Origin of the sequence: Leifsonella bigeumensis (genome assembly GCF_039537265.1) — a bacterium.
GTDB lineage: Bacteria > Actinomycetota > Actinomycetes > Actinomycetales > Microbacteriaceae > Terrimesophilobacter > Terrimesophilobacter bigeumensis.
Window position 1 is genome coordinate 104,105 of record NZ_BAABAE010000001.1, and the last position, 19,917, is coordinate 124,021.

The following is a 19,917-nucleotide window of genomic DNA, read 5'->3' on the forward strand; positions in this document are numbered from 1 at the left end:
ACGAAGGGAGCCGCCTGACATGCCCCTACCCAATCTCGGTCCTCACCGCATACAACTCCGGGAAGAAGGTGAGGTCGAGCGCCCGCTTCAGGAAGTCGACGCCGCTCGATCCGCCCGTTCCGCGCTTCGTCCCGATGATGCGCAGCACCGTCTTCACATGCCGGAACCGCCACAGCTGGAAGTTGTCCTCGAGGTCCACGAACTCCTCGCAGGTCTCGTAGGCGAGCCAGTGCTCCTCGGGATTGCCGTAGATGACCTTGAACGTGTCGACCAGCTCGGGGGTGAATCTGTAGCCCTGGGTGACGTCCCGCTCGAGCACGCTCGCCGGCACGTCGAACCCGTGCCGGGAGAGGTAACGCAGGAACTCGTCGTAGACGCTCGGCTCGTGAAGCAGCGTCTCGAGCAGTTCGTGGGCCTCAGGGTGGGACTCGAAGACCCTCAGCATCCCCGCGTTCTTGTTGCCGAGCAGGAACTCGACCGCGCGGTACTGGTACGACTGGAACCCGGATGCGTTGCCCAGGAACCCCCGGAACTGCGCGTACTCGGGGGGCGTGAGCGTCGCGAGCACCGACCACTGCTCAGTGAGCTGGCGCTGGATGTGCTTGACCCGGGCGATGCGCTTGAGCGCGACCTGCAGCTCGTCGTTCGCGATGAGGTCGCGCGCCGAGAGCAGTTCGTGACGCATGAGCTTGAGCCAGAGCTCGCTCGTCTGATGCTGGATGATGAACAGCAGCTCGTCGTGGTGTTCCGGGTCGCTGATGGGCACCTGGGCCGAGAGCAGGCGGTCGAGCTGCAGGTAGGACCCGTAACTCATCTTGTCTTTGAAGTCGGTGACGATCTCGGACTCGATGGCACGTTCGTGCGTCGTTGCGTCGGACATGCCGACACACTATTACCAATTCGCGACGGCCGCCATGATTTTGTACTACTGCTCTCGGGTCATCAGAGGGCGGCGAGCTTCTCCAGAAGCTCATCCCCCGGCCGAACGTGGTCGAACCGAGGCGAGATCTCGGCGCGACCGAGCAGCTCATCCATCTTGCGACGGCGGCGACTGTTCACGAGCGTCACGACGGTTCCCGCCTTGCCTGCGCGACCGGTACGACCGGCGCGGTGCAGGTAGCTCTTGTACTCGTCCGGCGGGTCGGCCTGGATCACGAGCGAGATGTCGTCGACATGGATGCCGCGCGCGGCGACATCCGTGGCCACGAGCACCGAGACACGACCGCTCGTGAGCTTCTCGAGGTTGCGCGTGCGGCGTGCCTGGTTGAGGTCGCCGTGCAGGCTCACCGCGGGGATGCCGGCGTCGTCGAGGTCATCGGCGAGCTGCTCGGCGAACGCCCGGGTGCGGGCGAAGATCAGGGTCTTGCCGCGACCCGACGAGAGCTTCTCGATGATCGCGCGCTTGTCGGACTGCTCGATGAGCAGCACCCGGTGGTCGATCGTGGAGCTCGCCTGGTCCTCACCGGCGACCTCGTGCACGCTCGGGTTCACGAGGAACTCGTCGACGAGCGAAGCGACACCCTTGTCGAGGGTGGCCGAGAAGAGCAGCTTCTGCCCGTCCGGCGCGGTTTCGTGCAGGATGCGCTGCACGGGCTCGAGGAACCCGAGGTCGCACATGTGGTCGGCCTCGTCGAGCACCGTGATGGTCACGTCGCTGAGGTCGAGGCGACCCTGCTCGATGAGGTCCTCGATGCGACCGGGCGTCCCGATGACGATATCGACGCCGCGCTGCAGCGCCGTCACCTGGCGATGCTGCGGAACGCCGCCGTAGATCTGGGTCGTGAAGAGGCCGACGCTGCGCGCGATCGGCTGGATCGTGCGGTCGATCTGCAGGGCCAGTTCGCGGGTCGGGGCCAGGATGAGCGCGCGCGGGTTGCGGCCGGGCTTGCGGCCCTTGCCTCCGCCGTTCTCCATGAGGCGTTCGACGAGCGGTGCGCCGAAGGCGATCGTCTTGCCGGAGCCGGTCTTGCCGCGGCCCAGGACATCCATGCCCTTGAGCACGTCGGGGATCGTGGCCGCCTGGATCGGGAACGGCGAGTCGGCGCCGAGAGTGCTCAGTTCACGCACGATGTTGGCGCCGAGTCCGAGGTCGGCGAAGGTCACGCCGACGACATCGGATGCCTGGATCGCGTCGGCCTCGAGGCGCTCGAGCACGACGTCCTCGTGGGCGGTGAAGCGGCCCTCGCGGGTCGCCGCGCCATCGCGCTTCGGATAGAAGTCGGAGTCGCGACGGGGGCGGTCGTCGCGCAGCGGGCGGTCGTCGCGGCGCGGGCGCTGGTCACGGTGGTCGCGGGCAGGACGATCGGCGCCGGGCCGACGGTGCTCGGAATGCTCGGCACGGTCGTAACGTGGACGATCGGCGCGCTGCGGACGCTCGGCACGGTCGTAACGTGGACGATCGGCGCGCTGCGGACGCTCGGCACGATCGTAACGCGGGCGGTCGGCGCGCTGCGGGCGGTCGTCCCGCGCGGGGCGCTGGTCTCGGTATGCCGAACCGCGCTCGGCACTCGACCGACGAGGTTCGGGACGATCGGCGTTCGAGCGGTGAGGGCGGGTCTCGACAGGCTCGACCCGAGAAGAGGAACGACGGGGGCGGGTCTCGACAGGCTCGACCCGAGAGGAAGAGCGGCGGGGCTTGGTGCCGCCCGGCTGCCAGTCGGGGCGACGGTCGGCGCGGTCGGCGCGGGGCGCCTCGGCGCGCTTGGCGCGGTCCTCAGCGTTCCAGCGCTTCTTGGCCGGAGCGGCCGTGGCCTCGGCGGGGCGATACCCGCGATGCTTCGGGCTCTTGCTGCCCGGCTTATGGGTCGGCGCAGCGGAGCGCGTGGTGCGCGCAGGAGTCTTCTTGAAATTGGACATGATTCTTTCCGGGTTGTTTCGATTGCATGGCAGGTGACTGCGCACCTGCGGGAACCCGGGCAGTCTTTGGCCAGGACCGTTTCACATACGTGATTTCCCCCGACGAACGGATGCCTATGGAGACATCAGGGGAACCGGCCCACCAGACTTACAAACCCATTCGCTGAGAGCAGCGATGTCCAGAGCCGACCGACCAACACTACAGGATCGCGCCGCAAACGGCTACGTTTGTGCGGGACATGTTCTGCACCATCCGACCCCGCAACGGCCGACATCGTGGAGCCGTCGCCCTCGGCGCACTCGCCCTGGCCATCATCCTCGCCGGATGCGGGCAGACGGGCGCCTCCGAGCACCTGTCCGCCGACGGGTCCTTCGCCAACCCGCAGCCGCTGGAGTATCCGGGCATCCAGGTCACCGAGGACGTTCAGTACGGGGTCGCAGGGAGTGAACCACTCCTGCTGGATGTCTGCCGCCAGCGCCAGGAGACACCGTCGACGGCCGGGCCTCGCCGCGCGGTGCTCGTCGTCCACGGGGGCAGCTGGCGCGCCGGGGACAAGGCGAGCCCGCACTGGCGAAGCGTCTGCGAGTGGCTCGCATCCGAAGGCTTCGTCGCGTTCTCGATCAACTACCGGCTCGCGCCCCTGTTCGTCTTCCCGGCCCAGATCGAGGATGTCCGCGCGGCCGTGCGCTGGATCCGCCAGCCCGATCAGGCGACCCGCTTCGACATCGATCCCGACCGCATCGGCGCCTTCGGCGGATCCGCGGGAGGCAACCTCGTCGCCCTCCTCGGCCTCGAAGGAGACGACGAGTGGAATGTCGGATCCCGGGTCTCGGCCGTGGTCGACCTCAGCGGGCCGACCGACCTCACGGCGGAAGGGGCGGAGCGCACTGGTGTCGACTCCGCGTTCCAGGCCATCACCGCCCAGTACCTCGGCTGCGAGTCGCTCGTCACCTGCGCCGTCGCCGAGCAGGCGTCGCCCCTCTACGCGGTCGATGACACCGATCCGCCGTTCTTCGTCGCGAACTCGACGATCGAACTCATTCCGCTTGCACAGTCCGAGGATCTCGTGAAGCGGTTGCGCGCCAACGACGTCGAGGCGACACTCGTCACGGTCGACGGCTCGCTCCACTCGATCGCCCTGCTGGATGACGCGATGAGAACGCGGATCGCGAGCTTCCTGCGCGCGAAGTTGGGCGTGACGCCGCCGGTCGCTGCGGCAGACCCCGTTCCCTGAGGAACGGCGGGGTAAGGATCAGCTCGTCAGGCAGCGGTTGCAGCGAGGTTCGTGGCCTTCTCAGGGAACGATTAATGGGTGCGCCTGACTCGATGGACGGTCTGCCGGTGACCCGATTCCCCGTACGGCATTCGCGACCATCGCGATCCGCTCCTCGACTCCGGCCGACTCGGGCCGGACTCCGAATTTGAAGCCAAGCCAGTCGATCGACCCGGCCCGCCCGATGCCTTCTCGCACATGGTCGAATGTCAAGAGCGATGCTCGCTCCCCTGAGGGGAAGTAAACGGTCGGCGCCGGCGGAAGGTGCGCGTCGATCCACGCGGGACCGAAAGCACAGGCCGTCGCCGCAGCGCCGGAGAAGATGAGCCCGCGGAGCACCCCGGCGTCGACGGCGGCATCGATATGCTCGACGACACGCTGCGCATCCCGCAGCTCGATGACGGAACGCCCCCAGTTGAGCGACATACCGATGTCGACACCGCTCAGGCGGATGGCGCGAAGCTCCGCCTCGAGCGACAGGTAACCCTTCTCGGGAAGCCGCCCCGCCACCTCGGCATCGCAGTGCTCGACGACGAGGGCCGTTCCGGCCCAGTCCCACGAGGCCACCTCGGCCAGTGATGCGGCCAGCGCATCCGCGCTGCCCGAGTGGGCGAGCGGGGCACTATGCAGCTCGACCGCGAGGACAGAGGCGGGACCGACGCCATCCATGATCCTGCGGACGTCGTCGCACAGCCTCCTGGCCATGGCAATGGCCGCCGATCGACCATCGGCGTCGGTCGACGCGAGCCCGAATCCACGGTCGTGGGAAAGGGCCTTCACCGTGGCGCCGATGTCGGTGATGACGTTCTCGAACCGTCTGGGCACGTTGTCGAGCAGCCAGGCGTCGTCGTGCGGATGCACACTGCCCAGCCAGGGAAGCTCGAGACCCCGGATACCGGACAACCCGCCGAGACCGGCGAAGAACTCGCCCTCGAGGGCCGGGTCCCACACGGCGTGAGCAGGCGAGGCGGCATACGCTCCGACGATCAGGCCCATGGCATCTCGCATCCCTTCTGCAGCGTCGGAAGATTCGTCATACTGTTCGATGTCCCGCCAAATATCCCTTCGCCCACGAATCCGCGGAGGAGTGCATCACATCTGACGTCAGACGTGTTACTCTTGCCCAAAGGCAGGGGGTCAGTCGATGGTCAGCTCCGCTGAGGCAGGAGTGGCGTTCCCGAGTGCACCGCGCGCCGAGACCACCACGCAGCAGATCAAGAACTACATCCTGCTCAACCGGCTCCACCCCGGCGACATGCTCCCGACCGAGACCGAGATCTGCGTCGCACTCGGTGTATCCCGCTCGAGCGTCCGCGAAGCCATGCGCCGTCTGGCCGCCCTCGACATCGTCGAGGTGCGACATGGACACGGGACCTTCGTCGGTCAGCTCAGCCTCGCCCCACTCGTCGAGGGACTCGTGTTCCGCGGCATCCTGAGTCCGGGCGATGATCTCGCGGCCCTGCGCGAAGTGGTCGACGTGCGCGTGGCGCTCGACACTGCGATGGCCGAGAGCCTCGCCTCCTCGCTGGTCGGAACGAGCAACCCGGACCTGGACACTCTCGTCGAGGAAATGGAGCAGAAGAGCGCCCACGGACAGCCCTTCCTCGAAGCCGACCGTGAGTTCCATTCCGCGCTCGCCTCCCGGCTCGGCAACCGGCTCATCCAGCAACTCGTCACCGCGTTCTGGGAAGTGCACACCGCCGTCTACCCGCAGCTCGGCCTGGCCCCTGCCCGGGAACTCGACGAGACAGCGCGGGCGCACCGCTCCATCCTTCGAGCGGCGGAGGCCGGCGACGTGATCGGCCTGCGGGAGGCGATCACCGCGCACTACGCACCATTGCGAAGGGCCCTCGACGGAGCGAAGGGCGCTGGAGATGGAAGCGGGCGTCACTAGCCGGCCTGCAGGCCGTCGACGAAGTCGCGCGTGATCGATGCCGGATGCGTGATCGCGGTACCCACGCATACCGCGAAGGCGCCGGCCAGCAGAGCTGCCTGTGCCTCGTGCGGCGTGCGGATGCGACCCTCCGCCACGATCGGGCTCCCGCACTCCGACGCGAGCTCCCGAACCAACTCGAGATCCGGGCCCCGAGTCAGGGCGCGTTCGCCGCTATAGCCGGCGAGCGTGGTTCCGAGCAGGTCCGCCCCCGCCGCCTCGGCTGCGAGCGCATCCTGGAGCGACCCGCAATCGGCCATGACGAGCACTCCCGCCTCACCGTGCAACCTCTCCACTACCTCGCGCAGTCCCAGACCGTCAGGACGAGACCGACGCGTCCCGTCAACGGCGACGATGTCGGCACCGGCGCGGGCCAGCTCGAGAGCTCGGTCGACCGTCGGAGTGATCACCACCGGCCCCCGGCCCTCCTTGACGATGCCGATGATGGGGACGTCCACGACCTCCGCCGCGAACCGCACGGTCGTGAGCCCCTCGAGCCGCACCGCGACCGCACCACCCTCGACGACCGCGAGCGCAAGCTGCCGCAGGATGGCCGGATCTCGCAGCGGTTCGCCCGGATATGCCTGGCACGACACGATGAGCCCGCCGCGCAGGCTCTCCAGAATTCCGGTGCTCATGCGACAGCCGTTGGCGAAGCGACCAGTGCGGAAACGCGGTGGGCCGCACCGACGATCGCCGCCGTCGCGCCGAGAGCCGCCGGGACGATCCTGATGTCGCGTGCGGGGGCGACGAGACCGGCGCGAGCCGCCGACTCGAGCTCCTGCCACCACAGCTCGCCCGCCTCGGCGAGGCCCCCGCCGATGACCACTATGCCGGGATCGACCACGGCCACGAGCCCCGCAACCGCCACGCCGAGAGCACGCGCCGACATCCGCACGGCCGAAGCGGCAAGCGCCTCGCCGCGCATCGCGCGCTCCACGACGGCCCGGCTTCCGATCACGCTGTGATCACCACCCAGGGCAAGGTAGAGGCGGTACAGAGCCGGTCCGGAGGCGATCGCCTCGAGGTGACCGGTTCCGCCGCAACCGCAGCGCATCCCCTCCGCGCCAGGGGTCGGAAGATGGCCGATGGCGCCCGCGGCTCCCTGCGCGCCGCGAAGCGGCTCGCCGTCGAGGAGAACAGCCCCTCCCACGCCCGTTCCCACGGCGATCATGAGAGCACAGGACTGTCCCCGCGCCGCGCCGTGCAGCGCCTCGCCGCGAGCATGGGCGGCGACATCGTTCTCCACCGCCACCGGAACGCCCAGCCGCGCGGAGAGTCCGGACGCCACGGCCGTTCCTGCCCACGATGCGATCGCGTCGGTCGCCGCCAGAACGACGCCGCTGGCCGGGTCGATCGTCCCTGCCGAAGCGACCCCGACCGCGACAGGCTCCCCGCCGGATGTCGTCGCGACGTCACGCACGAGGCCGGCGACGGCATCCAGCACGGCTTCGGCTCCGTCGGCCCCCGGCGTGGCGATCTGTGCCAGATACCTCACTGAGCCGTCCGGTTCGACGATCGCAGCGGCGGTCTTGGTTCCCCCCAGATCCACGCCGACGATCGTCACTGCAACACCTCGAAAGGCACGGCGATCGGCAGCCCCGCCGCACGCGTGATCGCCTCGACCCGGTCGACTGCATCCGCTGAAAGGGCACTGACCGGGAATGCCATACCCGCACCCGCGATGAGTCCCTGCGCGCGCATGGCCGCCTTGAACGCGCCGACTCCGGCGGCGTCGGGCGAGAGACCGCGCGCCTGCGCCGTGATCTCGAAGAGGTCCGCGAGACGGCGCTGCTCACGCTCGGCCCCCGCCCAGTCGCCCGCGCTTGCACACTCCCACAGGCGTACGTAGCCGGCGGCATCGACATTCGCGAGACCGGGGACGACGCCGTCGGCGCCGAGCAGGAGCATACCGGCCACGACGACCTCGTGCCCGGTCAGCAGGCTCAGAGGAGCGCCGGCCGCACGATTCGCCGCGACGAGCCGCCGAAATCCAACGTCGTCTCCCGAAGAATCCTTGACGCCCGCGAGAACCCCCTCGGCGCCGAGCCTGACGAGCAGGTCCGCCGGGAGCTTGGTCCTCACGCGGGCCGGGATGTCATAGGCGTAGACCGGCTTCCCGGCGGCCTCCGCGATGTCGCGAAAGTGTCGTTCGAGCTCCGCCGTGTCATTGAGGGCGTAGATGGGCGCCGTGACGACGACCCCGTCCACACCGGCCTCCACGATGGAGGCGACCTGGTCTCGCACACGGGCGGCTGTGAAGTCGATCGCGCCACCGAGAACGGGAACGCGCCCCGCAACGGATGCCACGACCGTGCGCGTGACGAGCGCGCGGTCGCGGTCGGCGAGATAGGCCACCTCGCCGGTCGACCCCAGGACGAAGACACCATGGACCCCGGAGACGACGAGATGATCGGCGAGTCGTTCGAGCGATGCGACATCGACCTGCCCCGACTCGGTGAACGGCGTCACGATCGGTGGGACGACTCCCCGAAGCCGTGCGGCGGTCATCGCCCCTCCTCCCCTGCGCTGTGGCGAGATCGCCCGCCGTCTACGCCGGTGATCTCGGCCACGCGCACCTTGCGGCCCTCTCGCAACGAGAGGCTCAGCGCGTCGGCCGTCGCGATCGCTGCCGTCGCGGCGGAACCGTCGGTGAGCGCCGCAAACTCCGGAAGCGGCTCCCCGCCGAGGAGGAGTCCATGGAAGTAGGACAACTCCTCCTCGATGACGCCCTGAAGCCACAGGGGTGGCACGAGAGAAGGCTTGCCATACATGATGGCACCGTCCATCGAGCTGTCCGAGTAGATGCGCGCACGGTCTCGATCCTCCGCCTCGGAGCGGTGCAGCAGGAAGGACTCACGCCGTCCGGGGGCACGCAACTCCACGCCGACGTCCTGCAGGTCGATGCGGATGGCGCCCAGGGTGCCCTCGATGAGCACATGATGTTCGGGCCAGCGGAATGCCGATCCGTACTCCAGCGCGGCGAATGCCCGGCCGCCGAACTCGAGCGTGATGACCAGCAGGTCATCCTCGTCGCCGAACTGCGGTCCCCTGTGAGCGACGTTGCCGCCGACCATGGTGGCTTCGGTCGCCGGGCCCAGGATCGACTGAACGAGATCGAGCTCGTGAATGTGATGGTAGAGATGACCGCCCGAAAGCTCGCGCTTCTTCTTCCAGGTCACCTCCGGCTGCGGTTCCTCCCAGCCGTTGCGCACCGCGCGGCAGAACAAGACGTCGCCGATCGCCCCCTGGGCGATGAGCTCCTTCGCCCTGCGAACCCCGTTCATGAAGTTCATGACGTGCCCCGCCATGAAGAGCACGCCGGCACGATCGGCCGCCTCGACCATGCGAAGGCAGTCGTCGTAGCCGAGCGCGATGGGCTTCTCGCAAAAAATGTGCTTGCCGTTCTGCGCGGCGAGGATGACCGGTTCGACGTGGGCCCAGTTCGGCGACGCGACGATGACCGCATCCACCTCGGGGTCCGAGCAGAGCGCCTCCGTCGACTCGGTCACCCGAGCACCCAGCTCGGAGGCGAGCGCCTCGGCATGGAGCGGGTCGTGCACGACGGTCACCCTCGCATCCGGCAGGGCGGCGAGCGCCCTGCCCAATGCGGAGCCGAAGTAACCGGCCCCCACGAGGCCATATCGAATCTGTTGCATCCCTAACCCTTCCTGCAGTGTCATTTGACCGAACCCTCCGACAGACCCGCGGCGATGTGCCTCTGGATCGCCAGGAAGAACACGACCGAGGGAAGGACGACGACGACCGAGGCGGCCATCATGGCCCCCCAGTCGAGGACCTCCGAACCGCTCAGCGAGTACAACGCGACCGAGATCGGCATCCGGTCGCTCGAATTGATGAACAGGAGCGCGTAGAGGAACTCATTGAACGAGTTGATGAAGGTGTAGATGGCGGTCGCGACGATTCCCGGCAGGACGATCGGAGAGGCGATCGAGAGGAAGGTGCGGAACTGGCCCGCGCCGTCGACGTAGGCCGCCTCCTCGATCTCGATCGGTACCGTCTGATAGAACGCCGTCAGCATCCAGATCGCGTAGGGGATCGAGAACGACAGGTAGGCCAGCACGAGGCCGACATAGGTGTTGGCGAGACCCAGCGAGATCATGATGACCGTGTAGGGCACGGCGAGCAGGATGGGCGGAAACATGTAGGTGCTGATGAGCAGCTGGGTGAGACGCTGGCCGACCTTGGGGTAGAAGCGCACGATCCCGTATGCGGCTGTCGTGCTCGCCGCGATGGTGAGCGCCGTCGTCGACAGCGAGATGAGAAGGCTGTTGCCGAGGTTCCCGAGCGCGCCGAGGTCGAACAGCACGTGCCGGTAGTGCTCGAGCGTCGGCGCGGACGGCCAGAACGAGAGCGGGTCGTGTGCGAGCTCGGGGGCGCTCTTGAGCGACGAGATAACGATCCACAGGAGCGGGAATGCGGCCGTGATCGCCAGCGCGGTCAGAAAGGTGTAGGGCAGTGTGAACCGCCGGATGGAGACTCTGGCTTTCGTCATCGGGCCTGAATCCTTTCCCAGCGATTGATGACACGGAACGCCACTGCGGCCACCGCGAGCAGGAAGACCAGCAAGAGGACCGTCACCGCGGACGCCATGCCGAGCTGGTGCAGTCCCCACCCGGTGCGGTACGCGTAGATCGGGAGCGTCGTCGTCAGGCCCGCCGGGCCGCCGCCGGTGATGAGGAAGAGCAGCTCGAAGTTGTTGAACACCCAGATGGTGCGCAGGATGAGGAGCAGCCCGATGACCTTCTTGATGTGCGGGAGGGTGATGAACCAGAACCGCTGGGCCATGTTGGCCCCGTCGACGAGCGCCGCCTCCTGTTGATCTCGCGGGACGGTCTTGAGCGCCGCGAGGATGTTGACCATGAACAGCGGCGCGCCGAACCAGATGTTGATCCCGATGACGATCCAGAACACCACGTCAGGTGAGGAGAGAAAGCTCACGTTGCTCTCGGAGAAGCCAAGCTGCGTGAGGAGGTTCGGGAGGAAGCCGTAGACGTCGTTGAGAATCCACCGCCAGGAGAACCCGATCACGATCGCCGGAAACGCCCACGGGATGATGAGGAGTGTCCTGTAGAGCCCGGAGAGCCGCGGAACCTTCTCCAGGGCCAGTGCGGCGAAGAATCCGATGAGCAGCTGGCCGAGGACAGAGCCGACGGTCCATTTGATGGAATTGGTGAACGCGTTCCAGAATTCCGGATTGGAGAGCACGAAGGAGAAGTTCTGGAAGCTCACGAACTCATAGGCCGTACGTAACAGGTTCCGGTTCGTGAAGCTGAAGTAAATGCTCGACAGGACCGGGTAGACGAGCAGAGCGAGCACGATGAGCATCGCGGGGAGAACGAACCAGATCCTGGCCGACCGCTGCATGCGTACCTTCATATGATCCCCCTGGCAGGGCGGGACCGGCGGCCGATGACCGCCGGTCCCTGAACAGCTACTTGAACGAGACCCCGGAAGCGACGAACAGCTGGTTGAGCTTGTCCTGCGCCGACTTCGCGGCATCCTTGACGGGCGTGCCATTGAGGATGATGTCCTGGAACATGTGCTCGATGACGGCCTGGCTCGTGATGATGCCGGACTGGACCGTCGGGCCGGACTCCATGCCGATCGCCGACCCGAGTGGGATGACGTCTTCGATGACCGAGACACTATCCGCAAACTGCTTGAGGATGTCGTTGTCCTGGTAGGCGGGGTCGTCGGCGATATCGCTCAGCGCCGGGAGCATGCCTCCGGGAACCGAGTGGATGAACTCGATGTAGTCGGCGTCGTTGTACAGGCTCTCCACGAACACCTTGGCTGCGCGCTTGTTGTCGCTGTTGCCCCACACCACGAGCGGGATGTTCGACGTCTCTCCGCCGTAGACCGGGTCCCCGGACTTCAGGCGCGGGAGCGGAGCGGCGGCAATGTCATCGAGCAGGTCCGGCGATGCCGAAGCGACGCCACTGATGTGGAAGCCGGAGTTGAAGTCGAACGCCGTCTTGCCCTGGTAGAACAGCGTCGCCTGGTCGAGGACGTTGTAATTGATGCTGCCCTCGGGGGACGTGGCCTTGTAGAGGTCGACCCAATAGTTGATCCCGTCGATCGCCGCCTTCGAGGTCAGGTCGGCCCGCCCCTTGTCGTCGATGAGCGAACCGCCGGCCGACTGAACGTAGAAGTTCAGATAGCGGGTGCCCATCAGGTCGTTCGTGCCGAACGGGACCGAGGCACCGTAGGTCGTCGGCGGATCGTTGAGGGCGATCGCCGCATCCTTGAACTCGTCCCAGGTCGTCGGGACGTCCAGGCCCTTCGCCGCAAGGAGGTCCTTGCGGTACCACATGACCTGGGCGTGGGAGTAGACCGGCACCGAATAGCTCTTGCCATCTTTCTGCCCCTCCTTGAGGGCTGCCGCGGAGAAGCGGTCGCGCCCGATGTCGTCGATGATGTCATCGACCGGCTCGAGCGCATCGACGTTGATCATCTCGACCACCTGGTTCGGAAGTGCCGTGCTGATGTCCGGAACCTGGCCGGAAGCGAGCCCCGTTGTCCACTTGGTCTCGAACTCGCCCCAGCTGAAGGTCTCGATCGAGATGTTCACCTTCGGGTGCTCAGCGGTGAACTTGTCGGCCATCTTCTCCATGTACTCCGCGCGCGGGCCCTGGGTGAAGCTGGACCAGAACACGAGATCGCCGGAGAGTTCCCCGGTGTCCGACTCCTCAGGTGCGCCACCCGCGCTGCAGGACGTCAGCGCCAGAGCTGCGGTGACCGCGCCGGCTGCGATCGCATACCGCCACTTCCTCCGGCCAGCAGAACCGTTCAGGCTGCGTTGGTTGAACATGATGCCTCCCTTGGTCGTAAGACGTCTGATGTATGACGTTTGCATGAGCCTACGCAGTGATGGGTGGCGATGTCAACAAGAATCCGCAGGGAAATGAACCGTCAGACGTGGAGATTCAGGCGACTGCGACCTTCGCGGCGCGACGATCCTGGCGGCGCTCCTTCGCCCCCTCCACGAGGTAGTAGAGCACCGGCAGCACCACGAGCGTGAGCAGCGTCGACGACACGAGCCCGCCGATCACAACGATCGCGAGCGGCTGCGAGATGAACCCACCATGCCCGGTCAGCCCGATCGCCATCGGCAGCAGCGCGAAGATCGTCGCGAGCGCGGTCATCAGGATCGGACGCAGGCGTCGGCTCGCACCGTGCACGATCGCATCGCCCACCTTCATCCCCCTCTCCCGATACTGGTTCACGAGGTCGATGAGCACGATCGCGTTCGTCACCACGATGCCGATGAGCATGAGCGCACCGACGAGCGAGGCGACGCCGAGCGGAACGCCCGACAGCACCTGCAGGATGATGCCCCCGGTCGCTGCGAACGGCACGGAGATGAGCAGCAGCAAGGGCTGCCGCAGGCTCTTGAACGTCGCCACCATGACCACGTAGACGATGAGGATGGCAGCCAGGAGAGCGAGGCCGAGCTGGCTGAACGCATCCGCCTGCTGGGAGGTGACGCCGCCGAGCTCGGTGGTCGCTCCGGCCGGCAGCTCGATGCCGTCGATCGCCTCCTGTACCGCGATGGATGCCGTGCCGACGTCGGCCAGGTTCGGGGTGACGCTCACGGTCGCCGCGCGAAGGCCCTTGATCGTGGTGATGCTCGCCGGGCCATCCGACCGGTCGACGCTCGCCAGTTCGGAGAGGGCGACCGGGCCGGTGCGGGTGGGCACCTGGAGGTCGCGGAGTTCCTCGAGGGTGGTTGGGGCATCCGCCGTCTGCAGGTAGATCGACACGGTCTTGTCATCGATGACCGCGGTGCCGGCGAGGGCGGGCTGCATGGCCTGCGACACCATGGCGCCGATCGCGATCTCGCTGTAGCCGGCCTCCGCAGCCTTGTCCCGGTCGACGACCACCGCGATGTAGGGCTGCGTCTCGGCCAGGTTGCTCGTGGCCTCGGCGGTGACCGAGAGACCCTGCACCGCGTCGAGCACATTCTGGGCCGCCGTGCGCAGGTCGTCCTGCGTGGTCGCTGTGATGTTGACCTCGATGTCCGAGGAGGAGAACGATGACCCGGCCCTCGCGAGCGAGACCGTCCCCACGCCGCTCAGTTCGTCGAGGCGGTCGCGCACGTCGTTCTTGAGCGCATCCTGGTCCGCATCCGGGTCGGTCGTGATCGAGTAGGTGATGCCCCCACCACCGCCGAATGCCGCCGCGAGCGCGCTTCCGCCGCCGATGGAGAGCTGCACGGTCTCGATCCCGTCGATGTCACGCAGGGCATCCTCGACCCTGGTCGCCGCACGATCCTGGGCGTCGAGGCTCGACCCCCGCGGCAGCGACTGCGTCACGTTGAGGGTGTTCTGTCCGCTGTCGCCGATGAAGTTGGTCGTCATGCCCGGGATGAGCGCCCCCGTGCCGCCGAGAACGAGGAGGGCGACGACGATCGTGATGGCGGGGCGCTTGAGGGTCCAGTGGATGACCGGCAAATAAGCGCGTTGCAGTCGGGTGGGCTTGGCGAGCTCGTCTTCGGCACTCTGGAGGCCCTCGTGTCTATGCGCCTTGACGTTACCGAGGAACCAGTAGGCGAGAACCGGCACGATCGTGAGCGCCACGAACAGCGATGCGCCGAGCGCGATCGTGATGGTGAGCGCGAAGGGGCGGAACAGCTCACCGGTGATGTCGCCGACGAGCGCGATCGGCAGGAACACCGCGACCGTCGTCAGGGTGGATGCCGTGATCGCCGCCGCGACCTCCTTCACCGCGAGGAGGATCGCCTTCGCCTTCTCCTCGCCGAGCCCCAGATGTCGCTTGATGTTCTCGATGACCACGATCGAGTCGTCGACGACACGGCCGATCGCGATCGTCAGCGCTCCGAGCGTGAGGATGTTGAGCGAGTACCCGGTCACCTGCATCCCGATGAAGGTGATGAGCACCGACACCGGGATCGAGATGGCCGTCACCAGGGTCGAGCGGATCGACAGCAGGAAGATCAGGATGACGATGACCGCGAACAGGAGACCGAGCAGCCCCTCGGTCGTGAGCGCGTCGATCGACTGCTCGATGAACGGCGCCTGATCGAAGACGACGGTGAACGTCGTGTTGTGGCCGAGCGCCGCCTCGAGCCCGGGCATGGCCTCGTTGATCGCGCGGGAGACCGCGACGGTATTGCCATCCGGAGCCTTGGTCACGGCGATCGTGAGCGCCGGCTCGCCGTTCACCCGGGAGATGCTCGTCACCGGGTTGTCGACGAGTTCGACGTCGGCGACATCCGCGATCGTGAGCGGGCCGGCCATCGAACCGAGCAGGGGCAGCGCCGCGATGGCGTCGACGGAGTGGATGCGGGAGCCGGACTGCACCGTGAGCGTCGAATCGTCCTCGGTGATCGACCCGCCCGGCAGCAGCACGCCGTTCGAGTTCAGGGCGTCGCGGATGGCCTGCACACTGAGGCCGGCGGCGAGCAGCTCAGCGGCATCCGGGGTGATCGTCACCCGCTGACCGACCGCGCCCTGCAGGCTCGCCTCGCGAACGTCGTCGAGCTTCTGCAGCTCGACGAGGGTCGACGACTGGAGAAGGGCGGCCAGGTCGTTCGCGTCGAGGTCGCTCGTGACCGCGATCTGGACGACCGGGAAGTCGTCGATGCTTCCGGTGAGGATGCGCGGGTCCGAGTTCTCGGGGAGCGTGTTCTTGATGCGGTTGATCGCCTGCTGGACCTTCTGCTCGGCGGTCGCCAGGTTGGTGCCGTAGGTGAAGGCCGCGGTCACCGAGGAGAGGTTGGAGGTGGATGTCGCGGTCGTGCTCTCGAGGCCCGGAACGCCCTGGATGGCGGTCTCGATCGGCGTGCTCAGGTCGTCGTTGACGACCTCGGGGGCAGCGCCGGGGTAGTTCGTGACGATGACCATCTGCGGAAAGGAGACGGAGGGGATGAGCTCCTGCTTGAGCGAAGTCAGCGCGAGGGCGCCGAACACGCCGACCACGATCGTCACGAGGGCGATGAGCGCGCGGTTGCGCAGGCTGAAGACGGAAAGCAGATGCACGAAGGATCTCCTGGTGATTGAACCGCCGGCGGCGGCGCACGAAAGCGGCGCACTACCTCGTGCCTAGAAGAAGTATTCCACCCGTGGTACGGGCGGATGTACTCCGGAGGGAGTAACCACTCCTGGTGCGCGACGTCGGCCCGCCGCGCATCCGCTGCATCACCTGGCCGGGTCGGCGGATCCGTAAAGCTCGGCCAGCTCCCTGCTGAGCTGACGGGCCCCGAACAACCGGTACAGCGCTCGCGCCATCACCGGCACCCCGCGCCAGAATCGCTCGCGTTCCTCATCCGAATCCATCTCCCGCATCAGGTAGCCGAGCTGGATGAGCAGGCGATCGCGCGGCATGGTCGCGATGCCGTGGTCACGCATCTCGTCCCACTCCGCCTGCGTGAGCAGCGCGCCGGCGGCCTCGGGGACGAATCGCTCCTCGTCAGCGAGGTGGGCGTTCAACGCCAGGTTCAGCCGGTCGAGGGCGACCAACAGAGCCGCTCCGCCTCCGAGGCGATCGGCGCGCCACGCCGCCCTGGCCGCGTCGACCTCGTCCAGGAGGTCGGAGATGTCGGCGTGCTGGGAGCGCATGAGCTCCACGTGCAGAGCGCACGCCGGGCGGCGCTCGGTCAAGCGGTCCCACAGCGTGATGTCCTCGCCGTGATGGTGGCGGTGAAGGGCACCGGTGATCTCGTCCAGGTGCTCGTCGATCCGCGTCTGGCGGCGATCGCTGCCGCAGGACTCGACGAGGCCGGGAGCCTTCCCGAAAAGCGTGCGCAGCAGACGGTGGACGATGAGCAGGTCGTCCGTGGCGCATCCGGCGCCGTCGGCGTCGACAGGACTCATGGCATTCCTCGTTGTCAGTGTGGTGGTGGTCGGGGCGGCGGGCGGGACCGTCTACTCGAGGAACGCCCGGATGCGACGGGCGACCTCGTCCGGATTGTCGTCCACGATGAAGTGCGCGCCGCCGGGCACGAACTCCACGCGCGTGTGCGGCGCGTCGTCCGGGCTGATGGCGAGAGCATCCTTCGGCAGCAGGGCGTCATCCGCGCCGAAGAGCACGAGCGTCGGGGTGTGCAGGACCCGCCCGCGGTACGCCCCTCCCATGATCTTCATGAAGCCGGGAAGGATGAGCTTCCGGTACAACCTGGACGCCGCCTTCGCGCGCGCGGGATCGCGGAGCGCCGACACGTACGCCGCGACATCGTCATCGTTCATCGGCCGCGCCTCGAAGGCGCGCAGAAGCCAGTGGGCCAGTCGTTGTCGCCCCCGCGAGAGCAGTGCGGGCCCGAGCCCCGGTGTCGCGACCACATACTGGAACCAGAGGTGCGGCATCGCCTTGAGCATTCCCGCCATGAGGGCCCGCGACATCCGGATGTACGGGGCGGGGACCGCGATCGCGACGTAACGGCGGATGCGCTCCGGATGGTTCAGGCACAGGTCGAACCCGACGAGGGCGCCCCAGTCGTGGGCGACGAGGTCGACCTGGTTCAGCCCCAGCTCGTCGAGCAGCGCGAGCACGTCGGCCTGAACGGTCGAGGAGTCGTATCCGCCGGGAGGGGCATCCGTCTCCCCAGCGCCGCGCAGGTCCGGGGCGATCGCGTGATGCCGCTCCGCGAGGGAGGCCATCACCGGCGCCCAGGCGCGCGAGCTCTGCGGAAACCCGTGCAGGAAGAGCACGGGGGCGCCTTCGCCCGTTTCGGTCACGTTCACGCGCAGCCCATTGGCGGTGATCGTCCGGGATCGGATGTCGACGGCCTCTGTCATGGACCATACGCTACTACGTTCATAGTAGATTGTCACTAGAAATATAGTTGCGTAGGCTTCCAGCATGACCAGCACCCGTCTTCGGGCACTCGAGGCCGCGGTGAGCCTCGTCGGCACCGAGGGCGTGCGCTCTCTGACCCATGGTCGAGTGGATGCTGCAGCCGGCCTCCCCCCCGGGTCGACATCGAACCACTACCGCACCCGCGCCGCGCTCCTCGCCGGCGTCATCGACTGGCTCACCGACCAGGACCGATCCGACTCCGGGCTTCCCGAGATCGCGAATGCCGAGCAGCTCCGCGATGCCCTGATCCGTATGATCGAGGTGCAATCCGGGCCGCTCGCGGCGCGAACGAGAGCCCGCTACGCCCTGTTCCTGGAGGCCGACGAGGATGCCGCCCTTCCGCTGCGCGCGGGCCGGGAGCGCCTCGCGGCCTGGCTGGGCGGCATCCTGCGCCGCATCGGCGGCGAGGCGGCCGCGGCGCACACGGCCATGCTCATGGCGACCTGCGACGGGCTGCTGCTGCACCGGATCACGGTCGACCCGCAGGCGCCGGTCCGGGACATCGTCGAGACCGCCGTCGCCGCTGCGCTTCGCGCGGAGTAGCTCGCCGGCCCCAGATCCCTTCCCTGAGGAGGGCCCTCAGACGACCTCCGCGAGATACCCCGACTCCGAGGGGAGCCCCTGCCCCAGGGAGGCCCAGGCGACCGCGAGCGCGTCGAGCGCACGATCGGTCTCCTCCGCCGAGTAGCTGAACGGGATGCGCAGGAAGCGCTCGAATGCCCCATCCACGCCGAACCGCGGCCCCGCCGCGATGAGCAGTCCATTCGCGCGCGCGGCGAGTGCGAGCTGCGAGCTGACCGGTGCACCCAGGCCCGCCCACACGGCCAGGCCGCCCGCGACATCCGGAACCCGCCACTCGGGGAATCGTTCGCGCAGGGCGGTGACGAGATGATCCCGACCGGCGCGCAACTGGTCCCGTCGCTGGGCGAGAACCGCATCGAAATCCGCGAGGATATGGGCGGCCACGAGCTGGTCGAGGATGGGTGTGCCGAGATCTCCCGCCGGGCGCGCCCGCACGAGGCGCTGGATGGTGTCCCGCTCGGCACGGATCCAGCCGATCCGCAGGCCGCCCCACACGGTCTTGGCGAGGGAGCCGACCGTGATGGCCGGCCCGAAAGCGGCGATCGGGAGCGGCCGCTTGGCACCGGGCGCCGGTCCATCGATGTCGAGCTCGGCCGTCGTCTCGTCCGCGACGAGTGCGCAGCCGGCCACCTCGGCGAGCGCCACGACGCGCTCGCGCAGCTCGGCATCCATCGTTCGTCCCGTCGGGTTGTGGAAGTCGGGCATGAGGTAGGCGAAGGCCGGGTGCGAGCGCCGGAACTGGTCGCCGAGGGCGGCGACGTCCCAGCCGTCATCCGTCGTGACGTTGACGGTCGCGAGGCGTGCCCCGGTGAGCCGCAGTGCCTCGAACGCATGCGGGTAGCTCGGTGATTCGACGATCGCGTTCGAACCGCGCCCGAGGAAGGTGCGGGCGAGAAGGGCGATCGCATGCTGGGCGCCGACCGTGACCATGAGCTGTTCCGGTTCGGTCGGCAGCCCGCGCGATGTGAAGCGCGCGGCGAGCGCGGTGCGCAGTACAGGCAGCCCGACCAGGTCGAAACCGCTGCCGCCGAGATAGGCGGGGTAGTCTTCCGCGGCGAGGACGGCCGCAGCGGCGAGCCCACTGCTCGCGGGCGAGGTCGCCTTGGTGAAGTCCAGGTAACCGGCGATGGCGGTTTCAGCGGGGATCGTGCTGCTCTGCGGGATCCTCGCAGAACTGCCCGAACCGCGCTGGCTGTCGAGGTAGCCTCCGTCGCGCAACTCGGCGTAGGCCGCGGTGATCGTCGTGCGGCTCATCCCGAGCTGGGCGGCGAGTTCGCGTTCGGCCGGCATCCGGGTACCGTAGGCGATGCGCCCGTCGAGGATGAGCAACCGGATGCGGTCGGCCAGCACCGTGTAGGCGGGTCCGGCGGATGCCGCGCGCCAGTCCGCGAGAAGCGCGGCGAGGGCGCGTGCCGAGACGGAGGCCATAAG

Annotated in this window: 17 protein-coding genes; 3 read left to right on the plus strand and 14 right to left on the minus strand. The window is 67.7% G+C overall.

The window, feature by feature from the left end; all coding sequences use genetic code 11:
* Window positions 1-25 precede the first annotated feature (25 nt).
* Together kynA and ABD678_RS00575 are read right to left on the minus strand one after the other, a co-directional pair.
* Window positions 26-880: a tryptophan 2,3-dioxygenase gene (kynA, locus tag ABD678_RS00570; RefSeq protein WP_344752655.1), complete on the minus strand. Its 855-nt coding sequence runs from the start codon at window positions 878-880 to the stop codon at window positions 26-28.
* 62 nt (window positions 881-942) lie between these two features.
* On the minus strand, window positions 943-2,856 hold the full coding sequence (locus ABD678_RS00575; RefSeq protein ID WP_344752657.1) for a DEAD/DEAH box helicase: 1,914 nt from the start codon (window positions 2,854-2,856) through the stop codon (window positions 943-945).
* Between the two features lie 239 nt (window positions 2,857-3,095).
* Between ABD678_RS00575 and ABD678_RS00580 the strand changes: the two genes are divergently transcribed.
* Window positions 3,096-4,091 (plus strand): alpha/beta hydrolase, encoded by a 996-nt coding sequence (locus ABD678_RS00580; RefSeq protein ID WP_344753517.1) that lies wholly within the window; start codon window positions 3,096-3,098, stop codon window positions 4,089-4,091.
* 60 nt (window positions 4,092-4,151) lie between these two features.
* Here the strand turns inward: ABD678_RS00580 and ABD678_RS00585 are convergent, their stop codons facing one another.
* On the minus strand, window positions 4,152-5,126 hold the full coding sequence (locus tag ABD678_RS00585; protein ID WP_344752659.1) for a DUF4862 family protein: 975 nt from the start codon (window positions 5,124-5,126) through the stop codon (window positions 4,152-4,154).
* Window positions 5,127-5,274: 148 nt separating this feature from the next.
* Between ABD678_RS00585 and ABD678_RS00590 the strand changes: the two genes are divergently transcribed.
* Window positions 5,275-6,024: a FadR/GntR family transcriptional regulator gene (locus tag ABD678_RS00590; RefSeq protein ID WP_344752661.1), complete on the plus strand. Its 750-nt coding sequence runs from the start codon at window positions 5,275-5,277 to the stop codon at window positions 6,022-6,024.
* Here the strand turns inward: ABD678_RS00590 and ABD678_RS00595 are convergent.
* From ABD678_RS00595 to ABD678_RS00640, 10 genes are all read right to left on the minus strand, one after another.
* On the minus strand, window positions 6,021-6,701 hold the full coding sequence (locus ABD678_RS00595; protein ID WP_344752663.1) for an N-acetylmannosamine-6-phosphate 2-epimerase: 681 nt from the start codon (window positions 6,699-6,701) through the stop codon (window positions 6,021-6,023). The genes ABD678_RS00590 and ABD678_RS00595 overlap by 4 nt on opposite strands.
* On the minus strand, window positions 6,698-7,630 hold the full coding sequence (locus ABD678_RS00600; protein WP_344752665.1) for an ROK family protein: 933 nt from the start codon (window positions 7,628-7,630) through the stop codon (window positions 6,698-6,700). Before ABD678_RS00600 ends, ABD678_RS00595 begins: the two co-directional genes overlap by 4 nt.
* Window positions 7,627-8,574 (minus strand): dihydrodipicolinate synthase family protein, encoded by a 948-nt coding sequence (locus ABD678_RS00605; RefSeq protein WP_344752667.1) that lies wholly within the window; start codon window positions 8,572-8,574, stop codon window positions 7,627-7,629. Before ABD678_RS00605 ends, ABD678_RS00600 begins: the two co-directional genes overlap by 4 nt.
* Window positions 8,571-9,722 (minus strand): Gfo/Idh/MocA family protein, encoded by a 1,152-nt coding sequence (locus ABD678_RS00610; RefSeq protein ID WP_344752669.1) that lies wholly within the window; start codon window positions 9,720-9,722, stop codon window positions 8,571-8,573. Before ABD678_RS00610 ends, ABD678_RS00605 begins: the two co-directional genes overlap by 4 nt.
* 20 nt (window positions 9,723-9,742) lie before the next feature.
* Window positions 9,743-10,579 (minus strand): carbohydrate ABC transporter permease, encoded by an 837-nt coding sequence (locus tag ABD678_RS00615; RefSeq protein ID WP_344752671.1) that lies wholly within the window; start codon window positions 10,577-10,579, stop codon window positions 9,743-9,745.
* On the minus strand, window positions 10,576-11,463 hold the full coding sequence (locus ABD678_RS00620; RefSeq protein WP_344752673.1) for a carbohydrate ABC transporter permease: 888 nt from the start codon (window positions 11,461-11,463) through the stop codon (window positions 10,576-10,578). The genes ABD678_RS00615 and ABD678_RS00620 overlap by 4 nt, the downstream gene beginning before the upstream one ends.
* Window positions 11,464-11,518: 55 nt before the next feature.
* A complete protein-coding gene (locus ABD678_RS00625) occupies window positions 11,519-12,898 on the minus strand; it encodes an ABC transporter substrate-binding protein (protein ID WP_344752675.1) in 1,380 nt (459 codons plus the stop codon).
* A gap of 115 nt (window positions 12,899-13,013) precedes the next feature.
* A complete protein-coding gene (locus ABD678_RS00630) occupies window positions 13,014-16,088 on the minus strand; it encodes an efflux RND transporter permease subunit (protein ID WP_344752677.1) in 3,075 nt (1,024 codons plus the stop codon).
* A 159-nt stretch (window positions 16,089-16,247) separates the two neighbouring features.
* Window positions 16,248-16,922 carry a hemerythrin domain-containing protein gene (locus tag ABD678_RS00635; protein ID WP_344752679.1) on the minus strand — a complete coding sequence of 225 codons (675 nt, stop codon included), beginning with the start codon at window positions 16,920-16,922 and terminating at the stop codon, window positions 16,248-16,250.
* Window positions 16,923-16,973: 51 nt separating this feature from the next.
* Entirely contained in the window at window positions 16,974-17,843 is an 870-nt protein-coding gene (locus ABD678_RS00640; RefSeq protein ID WP_344752681.1) for an alpha/beta fold hydrolase, read from the minus strand.
* A 64-nt stretch (window positions 17,844-17,907) separates the two neighbouring features.
* Here ABD678_RS00640 and ABD678_RS00645 point away from each other — a divergent pair, with 64 nt between their 5' ends.
* Window positions 17,908-18,447, plus strand: a complete 540-nt coding sequence (locus ABD678_RS00645; protein WP_344752683.1) for a TetR/AcrR family transcriptional regulator — start codon at window positions 17,908-17,910, stop codon at window positions 18,445-18,447.
* A 36-nt stretch (window positions 18,448-18,483) separates the two neighbouring features.
* Here ABD678_RS00645 and yczR read toward each other — a convergent pair whose 3' ends face one another.
* Window positions 18,484-19,914 (minus strand): MocR-like transcription factor YczR, encoded by a 1,431-nt coding sequence (yczR, locus tag ABD678_RS00650; protein ID WP_344752685.1) that lies wholly within the window; start codon window positions 19,912-19,914, stop codon window positions 18,484-18,486.
* Window positions 19,915-19,917: the final 3 nt, after the last annotated feature.

What these genes read in the sequence shown, in the direction of transcription:
- ABD678_RS00595 (WP_344752663.1), bottom strand. Translation starts at nt 6,701, where the DNA reads ATGAGCACCGGAATTCTGGAGAGCCTGCGCGGCGGGCTCATCGTGTCG.
- ABD678_RS00620 (WP_344752673.1), bottom strand. Translation starts at nt 11,463, where the DNA reads ATGAAGGTACGCATGCAGCGGTCGGCCAGGATCTGGTTCGTTCTCCCC.
- ABD678_RS00605 (WP_344752667.1), bottom strand. Translation starts at nt 8,574, where the DNA reads ATGACCGCCGCACGGCTTCGGGGAGTCGTCCCACCGATCGTGACGCCG.
- ABD678_RS00625 (WP_344752675.1), bottom strand. Translation starts at nt 12,898, where the DNA reads ATGTTCAACCAACGCAGCCTGAACGGTTCTGCTGGCCGGAGGAAGTGG.
- ABD678_RS00585 (WP_344752659.1), bottom strand. Translation starts at nt 5,126, where the DNA reads ATGGGCCTGATCGTCGGAGCGTATGCCGCCTCGCCTGCTCACGCCGTG.
- ABD678_RS00615 (WP_344752671.1), bottom strand. Translation starts at nt 10,579, where the DNA reads ATGACGAAAGCCAGAGTCTCCATCCGGCGGTTCACACTGCCCTACACC.
- ABD678_RS00610 (WP_344752669.1), bottom strand. Translation starts at nt 9,722, where the DNA reads ATGCAACAGATTCGATATGGCCTCGTGGGGGCCGGTTACTTCGGCTCC.
- ABD678_RS00580 (WP_344753517.1), top strand. Translation starts at nt 3,096, where the DNA reads ATGTTCTGCACCATCCGACCCCGCAACGGCCGACATCGTGGAGCCGTC.
- ABD678_RS00640 (WP_344752681.1), bottom strand. Translation starts at nt 17,843, where the DNA reads ATGACAGAGGCCGTCGACATCCGATCCCGGACGATCACCGCCAATGGG.
- ABD678_RS00590 (WP_344752661.1), top strand. Translation starts at nt 5,275, where the DNA reads ATGGTCAGCTCCGCTGAGGCAGGAGTGGCGTTCCCGAGTGCACCGCGC.
- ABD678_RS00645 (WP_344752683.1), top strand. Translation starts at nt 17,908, where the DNA reads ATGACCAGCACCCGTCTTCGGGCACTCGAGGCCGCGGTGAGCCTCGTC.
- yczR (WP_344752685.1), bottom strand. Translation starts at nt 19,914, where the DNA reads ATGGCCTCCGTCTCGGCACGCGCCCTCGCCGCGCTTCTCGCGGACTGG.
- kynA (WP_344752655.1), bottom strand. Translation starts at nt 880, where the DNA reads ATGTCCGACGCAACGACGCACGAACGTGCCATCGAGTCCGAGATCGTC.
- ABD678_RS00575 (WP_344752657.1), bottom strand. Translation starts at nt 2,856, where the DNA reads ATGTCCAATTTCAAGAAGACTCCTGCGCGCACCACGCGCTCCGCTGCG.
- ABD678_RS00635 (WP_344752679.1), bottom strand. Translation starts at nt 16,922, where the DNA reads ATGAGTCCTGTCGACGCCGACGGCGCCGGATGCGCCACGGACGACCTG.